This window comes from Hydrogenophaga sp. (assembly GCF_018780385.1).
GTDB lineage: Bacteria > Pseudomonadota > Gammaproteobacteria > Burkholderiales > Burkholderiaceae_C > Hydrogenophaga.
Window position 1 is genome coordinate 1 of the sequence record NZ_JADMJO010000019.1, and the last position, 11,931, is coordinate 11,931.

Sequence of the window (11,931 nt, forward strand, 5' to 3'; positions counted from 1 at the left end):
TCCTCACTTCACGCCGCTTGCCAGTTCAAGGGGCGTGGAGTTTTGCAGACCTTCCATAGGCGGCTGGACCGCCATCGCGGCGATCCTCCGGCCTATTTGTCACATCCCGCATGCTGAAAACTTGCCGAGCATCCAGCCATCAAAAACGCTTCGATACCCCGGCCATCACCACGAACGGAGAGGGTTTCAAGTCGGCCTTTACGGGCGCTCCGCCGAATGCAGGGGCTGTTCCGGTCGCCTTGGTTTTCCAGTACAGCTTTCGGAAGTCGACGAACAAGCCCCACGACTTGTCAATGGGAATATCCACGCCGACTTGCAGCACGCCACCAAACCGGCTCTTCACGTCCAGGCCTGCCACCGCGCCATCTTTTGACTCCAGGACATGGATGTAGGCGATTCCGCCGCCGATGTAAGGTTTGATGGCCCCGAGGTCGAAGCTGTACGTGCCGGTCAACATTGCCGGTGCATACTTCACCTCGCCCAATTGACCCAATGGCGCCACCGTTCCACGACCTTCGATCCGAGTCTTGGGTGGTATGCCCACCGTTGCCCGCAGGGCCGCCGAGGGTGTGAGCCAGTATCCGATTTCGGCCGCGAGGGTGGTGCTGTCACTCAGGTTCAACGCGGCCCCTGGCACCGGGCCGCCCCCGACTGTAATGTCCGCATCGGATTGGTATTGAATCGATGCGACGCCAGCGCGCACAAACCACGGCGATTCCTGGGCGGATACACCGCCCGTGATCCCGCACAACACGGCCAAACAAGTCAATTTCCGGATATTCAATGGTTTCATCATGTCTCCTTTACGTTGTTATGGGCCCGGCGACATGCCGGGCTTGTTTTGCGGCATTGATTACGTTCGCCGAAAATCTTTTAGACCTCCGGCAGCCGGTGGTCCTTGAACTGCTCACGCAACTGGTTCTTCAGCATCTTTCCGGTGGCGCCGATGGGAATGGCATCGACGAATACCACATCGTCCGGTACCCACCAGGAGGCGACCTTGCCTTTGTAGTGTTCAATCAGCGCTTCGCGGGTGACCTCCGCGCCCGGCTTGCGCACCACCACCAGCAAGGGTCGTTCATCCCACTTTGGATGCGGCACGGCGATAGCCGCTGCCATCGCCACCGCCGGGTGCGCCATGGCGACGTTTTCCAGGTCGATCGAGCCGATCCACTCGCCGCCGGACTTGATCACGTCCTTGCTGCGATCCGTGATCTGCATGTAGCCGTCGGCGTCGATCGTGGCCACGTCGCCGGTGGGGAACCACTGCGCGCCGGTCGTGTCGCTCACCAGGGGTTTGGCGCCATCAGGGCCGAAGTAGCTCTGGACTATCCAAGGGCCACGCACCAGCAGATCGCCCGGCGTCTTGCCGTCCCAGGGGACGTCGGCCCCCTGCGGATCGACGATGCGCATGTCCACGCCGAACACGACTTTGCCTTGCTTGGCGAGCAGCGCATGCTGTTCGTCCAGTGGCAGGGACAGGTGTTTCTGCTTCAGCCGGCTGACCGTGCCCAGGGGCGACATCTCCGTCATGCCCCAGGCGTGGATGACTTCAATGCCATGGTTATCCTCAAAGGCACGCATCATGCTTGGCGGCACGGCCGAGCCACCGATGATGGTGCGCTTCAGGGGGGCGAGGCTAAGCGCGTTCTGCTCGGCGTGCTGGAGCATGCCGAGCCAGATCGTGGGCACGCCGGCCGCAAACGACACCTGCTCGGTGGTAATCAGCTCGTGCAGCGATTTGCCGTCCAGTGCTGCACCGGGCAGCACCAGCTTGGCGCCGACCATCGCGCAACTGTAGGGCAGGCCCCAGGCATTGGCGTGGAACATGGGCACCACAGGCATCACGCAGTCGCGCGATGAGATGGAAATCGCGTCCGGCATGAGCGAGGCGTAGGTGTGCAGCATCGTCGAGCGGTGGCTGTAGAGCACGCCCTTGGGGTTGCCGGTGGTGCCCGAGGTGTAGCACAGCGACGAGGCGGTATTTTCGTCGAAGGTGGGCCATGCAAAGTCGGGCTTGTGCGCCGAGATCATGTCTTCGTAGCACAGCAGATTGGGCAGCTTGCTCGCCGGCATCTTGTCCTTGTCGATCATCGCGACAAAGTGACGTACCGTCTTGCAGCGCCCCGCCACGGCCTCGACCAGGGGCAGGAAGGTCAGGTCAAAGAACAACACCTGGTCCTCGGCATGGTCGAGGATGTAGAGCAACTGGTCAGGGTGCAGGCGCGGGTTGAGGGTGTGCAGCACCGAACCGCTGCCGGACACGGCGAAGTACAGCTCCAGGTGCCGGTAGCCGTTCCAGGCCAGCGTGGCGACGCGTTGCGACGCTTGCACACCGAGACCGCCGAGTGCATGGGCCATCTGGCGCGAACGGTCATGCAATTGCGCATAGGTGGTGCGGTGGATGTCACCTTCGACGCGGCGCGAGACGATGGGCACATCGCCGCTATGGCGTGCCGCATGGGTGATGAGTGAGGAAATGAGCAGGGGCGCGCTCATCATTTGACCGTTCATGAAGTCTCCTTGGGTTTCTTGGTTAAGGCTAAATCCGGCCACTGGCCGGGTATCGTGTTGAGAGGTGCCATAGCGCCTCTTCGGGGTGGTGCCTTGTAGGCGGATGAATCTACTGAAGTTTTTGGCTTGACAGGATGGCCCGCGCGCACTTCTCGCCGATCACCATGCAGGGGGCGTTGGTGTTGCCGCCGATAACCGTAGGCATGATGGATGCGTCGGCGACACGCAGGCCCGAAAGCCCGTGCACCCGCAACTGCGCATCGACCACAGCCATGTCGTCATTGCCCATCTTGCAACTGCCGACCGGGTGGTAAATGGTTTCCGAACTGCGCCGGATGTAGGCCCGCAGATCCTGGTCACTGCTCACGCCGACACCCGGTGCGACTTCGCCGCCATGGATATCGTGGAAGGCCTTGGCCTCAAAGATGCGTCGTGCAAGTTTCAGGCCACGCAGCATCTCGTCCCAGTCGTCGGCATGGCTCAGGTAGTTGGGTTGAATCGCCGGTGCGGCCATCGGGTCCGCGCTTTTGAGTCCGATGAAGCCGCGGCTCTTGGGGCGCAACTGGCACATGTGCAAGGTAGCCCCATAGCCGGGGGCTAGGTCACGGCCATGGTTGCGCAGGTAGGTCGGCAGGAAGTGAAACTGTATTTCCGGCAGTGCTGATTGTGGCGAGAGCCTGGCGAAACCCCCTGTCTCGGCCACGTTGCTGGACAGGAAGCCTTCGCGCTTGCGCCAGTATTGCCAGAGCCCGGCAAGTGCTTTCGGCAGGAAACCAGGCGCGACACCAATCGCCTGCTTGCTGCGGTCGCGGATCATCACCGTCACGTCGAGATGGTCCTGGAGGTTTTGGCCCACGCCTGGCAAATCGGCCACTTGTGCGATGCCGTGCTGTGCCAGCGCCTGCTTGGATCCCACGCCCGAAAGTTGTAGCAATTGCGGCGAATTGATGGCCCCGCCGCTGAGCACGATTTCACGTTCGGCCTCGATACGCTGGCGCTCGCCTTTGCGTTCGATCTCGACACCCACGGCCTGTTTGCCAGAGAACAGGATGCGCGTGACATGGGCGCCGGTGAGCACGGTCAAGTTCGGTCGGTCCATGACCGGGTGCAGGAATGCGCGCGCGCTGCTCCAGCGTTCCCCGTTTTTCTGGGTCACCTGGTGAGGCCCTGCACCTTCCTGTTGCGCGCCGTTGAAGTCCATGTTGCGCGGCATGCCGCATTGCACGGCGGCGTCGATGAAGCGAGCTGACAACGGGTTGGGTGAGCGCACATCGGCGACGTTCAGTGGCCCATTTGTTCTGTGGTGGGTCGAGACACCGCGCTCGTTATTCTCATGTTCCATGAAGATGGGTAGCAGATCCTTGTAGGCCCATCCGGCGTTTCCAGCCGCCGCCCATGCGTCGTAATCAGCCTGGTGCCCGCGCATGTAGACCATGGCATTGATCGAGCTGCTGCCCCCGATTGTTTTTCCCCGCGGCCAGTACAGGCGACGACCTTCGAGTTCGGCTTGTGGTTCGGTGTCGAAATACCAGTTGTACTTGCGGGTCGCGAGCAAGCCCACGAGGCCCATGGGCGTGCGGATCAGCGGTGAGTCGTCGGACCGTCCCGCTTCGAGCAGGCACACGCGGTTCGACGGATCCGCGCTCAATCGGTTGGCCAAGACACAGCCGGCCGAGCCGGCGCCCACGACGATGTAATCGAATTTCAAGAATTGTCCCTATACGATTCAGAGAAAAAAGAAATGCACCAGGCTAGCCCGGTGCATCCGAGGCCATCAGACCAGACGCAACGTCCAGTTGATCAGCCGTCGCGACAGATGGGTGTAGGGCGGGTAGAAAGTGGAGGCCAGCAACAGCCAGGTCTTGACGACCGCGCGCTCATGGCTGAAGGCCTTGAACCCGTAGATCCCGTGTGCGCTGCCCAAGCCGGAGTTGTTGACACCGCCAAAGGGCAGGCGGCCATGCAGGAACTGCACGACGCTGTGGTTGACGCAGGCACCGCCCGAACTCGTCTCGCGCAGCACCTTGTCGGCGACCTTGTGGTTCTTCGTCCAGATGTACAGCGCGAGCGGCTTGGGCTGGTCGTTGATCTTGGTGATGACTTCGTCAAGATCGCGGTAAGCAACGAGGGGCAGCAACGGGCCGAAAATTTCCTCCTGCATGATCTTTGCATCCGGGCTGACGTTGTCGATCAAGGCGGGCGCGACGAACTGGCGATCTGTCTGGTGCTGGCCACCGGCCAGCAGTCTGGCACCTTTTTCAAGCGCGTCATCCAGCAGTCCGACGATGCGCTTGGCATGGCGCTCATTGACGATGTGCGCCAGGTGAGGACTGGTGCGCACGGCATCTCCTTCACCGTAGGCTTTGGCCAGGGCCTGGCGGCAGTGCTCTACAAAAACATCCTTGACCGATTCGTGGACGTAGACGTGATCCGGCGCAATGCAGGTCTGGCCGCTGTTGGTGCATTTGGACCACATGAGGTTGGCCGCTGCGGCCTTCACGTCCGCCGTGGCGTCAACAATGGTGGGGCTCTTGCCGCCCAGCTCCAGGGTCACGCTGGTCAGGTGCTTGGCCGCCGCGGCCATCACCACGCGGCCAATCGCCGGCGAGCCGGTAAAGAAGATGTGATCGAAGGGCAGATCTAGCAGCGCCTGCGAGACCGACGCGTCGCCCTGGAACAGGGCCACCTCGTCTTCGGGAAACACCTCGCGCACGATCTCCGCCATCAGCGCCGACAGGTGGGGCGTCATCTCCGAGGGTTTGAGAATGGCCGTGTTGCCGGCGGCGATGGCCGAGATCAACGGGCCGAAGGTCAGGTTGACGGGATAGTTCCAGGGCGAGATGATTAAACAGCGGCCCTTGGGCTCGCACTGCACGTGGCTTGACGTGCCAAACATCAGCAGGGTGGGTAAAACCTTGTTCGGCTTCATCCAGCGGCGCAGATGGCGACGCGCATCGTTGGCTTCGGCCACGATGGGCAAAATTTCGGTCAGGTCGACCTCGGCGGCCGGTTTGCCGAAGTCCAGTGCGCCAGCGCGCTGAATGTCGGCCTGGCGCGCCAGGACGGCCCGCTTCAGGCGGTCGATCTTGTCGAGTCGCTGTGCGGCGGTTGATTGACGTAGCCGTAAGGCCGTCTCACGCTGCGCGGCGAAGATGCGGTCTATTTCCGCTTGTCCCGCCGGTTCGTCGGGGTTGACAAGCCGCACGACATTGGAAGCCACTTTCATTTCTGTCTCCTGCTTTTATTTTGGTCTCGTATCGCGTCGATTCGAGGGAAAAAGCAAGTCTATGGAGATGCGTCATGGAAGTCACCCTAACGAAAGTTAGGTGCAACCTCATGTGCTTCGGGGCTACCATTCTTCGTGTTGGCGCAAAGCTGGCCGAGCCTCTTTATTGCAAGTGGGTGGAGGCTAATTGATTACCCTTAATTAACACGACAGGAGACATGACCATGAAAACAGCTTCAATTCAAGGTGCCGGGGGTATGCGGCTGGCCGGCGGTGAGGGAAAACCCTCCCGGGAGAAAATAGGTGCGCCGTGGGCCAAGTTCTTTTTGGCGCTGCTTGCGTTCGCGGTGCTTTATTCCGGCTATCGCATCTACTCCGAGGCGTCGGCGTTCACATATGGGCTGGACTACTTCAGCCAAGAGTTCGATGCTTACTGGATGCGCCTGCTGTACGGACAATTGCTGCTGATTGTCGCGCTGGGAACCGTGGCTCTGGTGTATCTCTGGCGTACCCGTGAGCGGGATTTTTCCCGAATCGGGCCACGAGAGGAGGTGCGGCGCCTGTTCGTGCTGATGGCGCTCATTTTGCTGTTCGCCATCATGTTTTATGTGACCGGTTCGATCTACACGGAGGCCGATGCAGCCTGGCACCAGGTGACGATCCGGGATACTGATTTCACCCCCACCCATATCGGGCTGTTCTATTTCTGCGTGCCCTTGCTGGTGTTTTGGGGCTTCATCTCGTTCGCCTACGCTCACACGCGCATCCCGCTCTTTGGCAATCGCATTTCTCTGCCGTTCGCGATCATCGTCGCTGGCGCTTTCATGATCATGCCCAATGTGGGTTTCAACGAGTGGGGTCACACTTTCTTCTATGCAGAGGAATTGTTCGCCGCGCCGATTCACTATGGCTTTGTGTTGCTGGGCTGGTCTACATTTGCGGCTGGTGGATTGCTCCTGCAGATACTGCGTCGCGTGGCCGAGTTGACGAAGCAGTCGGTGTCGCCGCAAGCAGAGCTTCAAGCGGCTCATTGATACGCCTTTCCGGTTGGATGCATCGGGGCCAGGAAACCATCGGACTTTGAGCATCGAAAGCGAATAAGGGCCCCGGCGAGGACAGTTTTTGCCGAATTTGCTGTCCCATAGTCCGGCTATGGGGCAAAAAGACGGTGAAAAATGGACCGCTGCGGCCGATTTGCAGCCGACGATGTTCAGCAAGTCCGACAGCCTCCTGGGTCTTGATGACAGGCTGTGCGCTTGACCTCCCAATTTATTCATGGAGACTTTGAATGTCCGTTTTGACTCCGGCTGAGGCCGCCTTTAGCCCGCAGGAAGCGGCCCGCATTGATGCCCAGGTTGACTGGGTGGTCATCCCGCTTTTTGTGGTGCTTCTGGGGGCTGTATTCGCCTTTCAGTTTGCCTTGCTGGTTGGGGACTGGGACTACTGGATCGATTGGCGGGACCGCCGTTATTGGCCGCTGGTCACGCCCTTGGTGCTGGTTATTCTGCCCGGCGTATTTGGATATGCCTTTTGGAAGCTGCTGCGCATACCTCTGGGTGCGACGCTGAGCATTCTCGGGCTGACGCTGACGGGATGGTTGAGCCGGTACTTGAACTTTCATGAGTTCGCCGGTTTCCCGATGAACTTTGTGATTCCCTCGACCTTCATTGGCGTGGGTCTGTTGATCGATTGCACCTTGCTGCTTACGCGCAGTTGGTTTTTCACGGGGATTTTTGCTGGCTTTCTTTCGGGGCTGCTTCTGTACCCAATGAACTGGCCACTGTTGGCTCCGTTCATGGTGCCGGTCGAAATGCACGGCACGCTGATGACGGTGGCGGATGTGATGGGTTTTGAGTACATCCGCACTGCCATGCCCGAATATGTGCGCATCATCGAGCAGAGTACTTTGAGGACATTCGGCGATGCGGTCACGCCATTGACGGCGGTTTTCGCGGGCTTCCTGACCATCTTAAGCCTCTGGTTCTGGGCTTGGATTGGCTCACTCGGTGTCAAGGCTGTGTGGCTGCGAAAAGTTGTTTAAGGAACAGGTCATGAATTTCATTGCAAAGTTGTTCGCAGTCATTCAAGGTCTGATGGTCGTCTTGGTCACGTTTTCGGCAACGCCGACGTATGCACACGGTGAAAAGGCGCAGCAGCCCGCTTTGCGCATGCGCACCGTGCATTGGTTTGACGTGGATTTATCGACGCGCAAGCTCGATGTCAACCAGATTCTGGTCGTCAAGGGAAGTTTTGTTCCTTCCCTGTCCTGGCCGGAGCATGTTGCGTCCATCGAGGACACCGCCTATCTCAATGTGGGCGTGCCCGGGCCTTCTTTTGTGCGTCTGGACAGCCGCGTCAACGGTGTGCCCACCATACGCAGTAGTTCGTATAAGCGCGGTGAGCGGTACAACTTCGAGATCACGCTGAAGGCCCGCACACCCGGCCGTTATCACCTGCATCCCATCATCAACGTCAAGGATGCCGGTCCGATGATTGGCCCGGGCATCTGGGTCGAGGTCGGAGGCGACCCGGCGAAGTTCGAGAACAGCATCAAGACCTTGTTCGACCAAACCCTTGATCTGGAAACGCACGGCTTTGCCAATGCGGCTTCCTGGTCGGCGGTGTGGCTTGTGCTTGGTTTGGTCTGGTTTGGCTATTGGCTGACCAAAGTGCCTTTGATCTTGCCGAGGTTCCGGCGTGCCAGCGCGCTGGGTGAGAACGCCGACGACATGATCACCACGCGCGACCGTCAGGCGGCACTGGTCATCCTGGTGGCGACGCTGATGCTTATCGCGGGAGGGTATTTCTATGCCACCGAACGCTGGCCGGTCACGACGCCGCTGCAGACCGGCAAGATCAAGACGCCAACCCTGAAGATGGAGCCTTCGCCGGTGGTGGTCACAATGGACGATGCGCGCTACCGCATCCCGGGCCGGAGCTTCCGTATCGAGGTCACGGTAAGCAATAGCGGGCAGAGTCCCATGAACATCGGTGAGTTTGCCTCAGGCGGTCTGCGCTTTATCAATTCCGCAGTGTTGAAGGTCACACCAAAAGATCAGGATGATCTGGTGGCACAGGACGCGTTGCGTGTCGAGGGAGGTCCGATCAAGCCGGGCGAAACGAAAAAGATCGTGATATATGCGGACGACGCGATGTGGGAGACGCAACGCATGACGACGATGATCGCGTCCCCGGATGCGGTAGTGGCCGGTATGCTGTTCTTCTTCGATGCGCAGGGCCGTCGCTATCCAGTAGAGATCAGCGGACCGATGATTCCGCTGTTCGGAGGGTGATGCAAATGCGACTGATCCGAACGTTGAGTTCCGCGCTGCTTGCAGTGGCTGCGGCATCGGCATGGGCGCATGGCGGGGTCGGCATTGAAGACGACAAGTGCATTCTGCGCATCGGCAGCGACCGGGCCCATTTCGCCGGCTACCAGCCCGAGCACCGTGCCAGTCAGGAGTTCTGCGAGGACTTCCCCGAAGTCGGACGGGCAGTGATCGTGATTGACTTCATTCAGCCCGCGCTGCGCGAACGCGTGGTCGAGTTCCGCATCCTGCGTGACGCGGACGGGCTGGGTGCCAAGGCACGCTACGAGGATCTGGGCGATAAGGACAGGATCGCGCAGCGGACGATGGCGGCGCTGCCGGCCAAGGCTTATCCGCACGGCACGGTCACCCTGGACCACAGGTTCAGCGAACCTGGCTGGTACATCGGCCTGCTCAGCGCGACGGATGCGGCCAGCGGAAAGACGGAGCACTCGGTCTTTCCGTTCCGCGTCGGCGTAAGCAACTATTGGAAATACTTGCCATTGCCCTTGTTCTTTATCGGCTTGGCCTGGCTCTTGTACCGGCTCACTGGACCGCGGCGCAAAACCCCGATCACCGACATACCTCAAAAGTAGGCAGCATGATAGAAGGAGACATGATGAACAATTGGATCAAGCCGGCGAATCAGGCCCGGCAAGGGAAATCTGCCAACCGACCGGCCATGGGCTTGACGGTGGCAGTGACGGTGGCGATGGCTTCGCTGCTCGGCACGGCGGCGCCGGCCGCCATGGCCGAGGAAGCCAAGGGCTCGAAGGCGCACATTGCGGCCGTGACCAAGAAGGTCGATGGCGTATTCATCCGCGCCAACGAGGCGCGCACGAACGACTGGCCCAGCCACGGCCTGGACTATGCCGAGACGCGCTTCTCGCGCCTGAACCAGATCAGCACCGCCAACGTGAAAGATCTTGGCCTGGTCTGGTCGTACAACCTCGAATCGACGCGCGGCGTCGAGGCCACGCCGCTGGTGGTGGACGGCATCATGTATGTCAGCGCTTCGTGGAGCATCGTTCACGCCATTGATGTGCGCAGCGGAAAAAAAATCTGGACTTTCGACCCGCAGGTCCCGCGCGAGGCCGCCTACAAGGGCTGCTGTGACGTGGTGAACCGCGGCGTGGCGCTGTATCAGGGGAAAGTCTTCGTCGCTTCCTACGACGGTCGGCTGATCGCGCTCGATGCGGCCACTGGCAACAAGGTCTGGGAAAAAGACACCATCATCGACCGCAAGTTCTCGTACACCATCACCGGCGCACCGCGCGTGTTCAATGGCAAGGTCATCATCGGCAACGGCGGCGCCGAGTTCGGCGTGCGAGGCTACATCACGGCCTATGACGCCGCCAGCGGCGCGCAGAAGTGGCGCTGGTTCACGGTGCCCGGCGACCCAAGCAAACCGTTCGAGGACGAGTCCATGGCCAAGGCCGCCAAGACCTGGGACCCGAGCGTCAAGTACTGGGAAGCCGGCGGCGGCGGTACCGCCTGGGACGCAATGAGCTTCGACCCCAAACTGAACCTGATGTATGTGGGCACCGGCAACGGCTCGCCCTGGGCGGCAGCCAAGCGCAGCCCCGCGGGCGGTGACAACCTGTATCTTGCGTCCATCGTCGCGCTCAACCCCGACACCGGCAAGTATGTCTGGCACTACCAGCAAACGCCCAGAGACAACTGGGACTACACCTCGACCCAGCCGATGATTCTGGCTGACATGGAGATAGAAGGCAAGCCGCGCAAGGTGATCCTGCATGCGCCGAAGAACGGTTTCTTCTTCGTGATCGACCGCACCAACGGTAAGCTCATCTCGGCGAAGAACTTCGTCGACGTGAACTGGGCGACGGGCTACGACGCGGCGGGTCGTCCCATCGAGACTTCCGATGCGCGTCCCACGGAACGACCTTACGACTCCATTCCCGGCCCCTACGGTGCGCACAACTGGCACTCCATGTCGTTCAATCCACGGACCGGGCTGGTCTACTTGCCTGCGCAAAACATACCCGTCAACATGATGGATGATAAGAAATGGAGCTTCAACTCCAACAACCCTGGTCAGCCAGGCTCCGGTACCGGTTGGAATACTGGCTATTACATCAATGCAGTCCCGCCAAAAAGCAAGCCGTTTGGCCGTCTGATTGCCTGGGATCCGGTTCAGCAAAAAGAAGTATGGCGCCAGGAGCAGGTCTCACCGTGGAATGGTGGAACGCTGACCACTGCGGGTGACCTGGTATTCCAGGGCACCGCAGATGGCCGTTTCGTCGCCTACAACGCTCGCACCGGCGAGAAGCTGTGGGAGTCGCCTACAGGGACCGGCGTAGTGGCTGCACCTATCACCTATCAGGTGGATGGCAAGCAGTACGTTTCGATTGCCGTGGGATGGGGCGGCAGTTACGGTCAGGATAAGCGGGCCACCGAGCGGAAAGGTCCGGGTACGGTCTATACCTTTGCCGTTGGCGGCAACGCGTCCATGCCTGAGTTCGTCGCGTATCGGATGGGCGAACTGGTGGCAGGGGTCAAATACGACCCGGCGCACTACGAGGCTGGCACCGCGCTGTATGTCAGTAACTGCGTTCTCTGCCATGGTGTTCCCGGCGTGGATCGTGGCGGCAACATCCCCAACCTCGGGTACATGAATGCAGCCTTCATCGAAAACCTGGACAAGTTCATTTTCAAAGGTCCGGCCATGAACCGGGGCATGCCTGACTTCACGGGCAAACTGAGCACGGAAGATGTGGAAAAGATCAAGGCCTTCATTCAGGGTACGGCGGATGCCATACGGCCCAAGAAATAAGGCTTCACATGGTGGGATGACATCGCTCAAGGGAAGGTCTGCAAAACTCCACGCCCCTTGAACTGGCAAGCGGCGTGAAGTGAGGA

At 60.2% G+C, this 11,931-nt stretch carries 9 protein-coding genes; 5 read left to right on the top strand and 4 right to left on the bottom strand.

From position 1 onward, the window contains the following. Positions 1-139 precede the first annotated feature (139 nt). The 4 genes from IV113_RS09245 to IV113_RS09260 form a co-directional block, all read right to left on the bottom strand. A complete protein-coding gene (locus IV113_RS09245) occupies positions 140-793 on the bottom strand; it encodes an OmpW family outer membrane protein (RefSeq protein WP_210825628.1) in 654 nt (217 codons plus the stop codon). A gap of 80 nt (positions 794-873) precedes the next feature. Next, positions 874-2,514, bottom strand: a complete 1,641-nt coding sequence (locus IV113_RS09250) for a 3-(methylthio)propionyl-CoA ligase (protein WP_291083456.1) — start codon at positions 2,512-2,514, stop codon at positions 874-876. A gap of 109 nt (positions 2,515-2,623) precedes the next feature. Next, positions 2,624-4,222, bottom strand: a complete 1,599-nt coding sequence (locus IV113_RS09255; protein WP_210825633.1) for a choline dehydrogenase — start codon at positions 4,220-4,222, stop codon at positions 2,624-2,626. Between the two features lie 66 nt (positions 4,223-4,288). Next, positions 4,289-5,740, bottom strand: a complete 1,452-nt coding sequence (locus IV113_RS09260) for an aldehyde dehydrogenase family protein (protein WP_210825635.1) — start codon at positions 5,738-5,740, stop codon at positions 4,289-4,291. 224 nt (positions 5,741-5,964) lie between these two features. Here IV113_RS09260 and IV113_RS09265 point away from each other — a divergent pair, with 224 nt between their 5' ends. The 5 genes from IV113_RS09265 to IV113_RS09285 all read left to right on the top strand — a co-directional run bounded on the left by IV113_RS09265 (position 5,965) and on the right by IV113_RS09285 (position 11,845). Next, positions 5,965-6,774, top strand: a complete 810-nt coding sequence (locus IV113_RS09265) for a methane monooxygenase/ammonia monooxygenase subunit C (protein WP_210825637.1) — start codon at positions 5,965-5,967, stop codon at positions 6,772-6,774. 254 nt (positions 6,775-7,028) lie between these two features. Next, on the top strand, positions 7,029-7,781 hold the full coding sequence (locus IV113_RS09270) for a methane monooxygenase/ammonia monooxygenase subunit A (protein ID WP_291083464.1): 753 nt from the start codon (positions 7,029-7,031) through the stop codon (positions 7,779-7,781). A 10-nt stretch (positions 7,782-7,791) separates the two neighbouring features. After that, entirely contained in the window at positions 7,792-9,033 is a 1,242-nt protein-coding gene (amoB, locus tag IV113_RS09275) for a bacterial ammonia monooxygenase, subunit AmoB (RefSeq protein ID WP_210825641.1), read from the top strand. Beyond that, a complete protein-coding gene (locus IV113_RS09280) occupies positions 9,033-9,644 on the top strand; it encodes a hypothetical protein (RefSeq protein WP_291083469.1) in 612 nt (203 codons plus the stop codon). Before amoB ends, IV113_RS09280 begins: the two co-directional genes overlap by 1 nt. 152 nt (positions 9,645-9,796) lie before the next feature. After that, a complete protein-coding gene (locus tag IV113_RS09285; protein WP_247655691.1) occupies positions 9,797-11,845 on the top strand; it encodes a PQQ-dependent dehydrogenase, methanol/ethanol family in 2,049 nt (682 codons plus the stop codon). Positions 11,846-11,931: the final 86 nt, after the last annotated feature.

What these genes read in the sequence shown, in the direction of transcription:
- IV113_RS09250 (WP_291083456.1), bottom strand. Translation starts at nt 2,514, where the DNA reads ATGAACGGTCAAATGATGAGCGCGCCCCTGCTCATTTCCTCACTCATC.
- amoB (WP_210825641.1), top strand. Translation starts at nt 7,792, where the DNA reads ATGAATTTCATTGCAAAGTTGTTCGCAGTCATTCAAGGTCTGATGGTC.
- IV113_RS09265 (WP_210825637.1), top strand. Translation starts at nt 5,965, where the DNA reads ATGAAAACAGCTTCAATTCAAGGTGCCGGGGGTATGCGGCTGGCCGGC.
- IV113_RS09245 (WP_210825628.1), bottom strand. Translation starts at nt 793, where the DNA reads ATGAAACCATTGAATATCCGGAAATTGACTTGTTTGGCCGTGTTGTGC.
- IV113_RS09280 (WP_291083469.1), top strand. Translation starts at nt 9,033, where the DNA reads ATGCAAATGCGACTGATCCGAACGTTGAGTTCCGCGCTGCTTGCAGTG.
- IV113_RS09260 (WP_210825635.1), bottom strand. Translation starts at nt 5,740, where the DNA reads ATGAAAGTGGCTTCCAATGTCGTGCGGCTTGTCAACCCCGACGAACCG.
- IV113_RS09285 (WP_247655691.1), top strand. Translation starts at nt 9,797, where the DNA reads ATGGCCGAGGAAGCCAAGGGCTCGAAGGCGCACATTGCGGCCGTGACC.
- IV113_RS09270 (WP_291083464.1), top strand. Translation starts at nt 7,029, where the DNA reads ATGTCCGTTTTGACTCCGGCTGAGGCCGCCTTTAGCCCGCAGGAAGCG.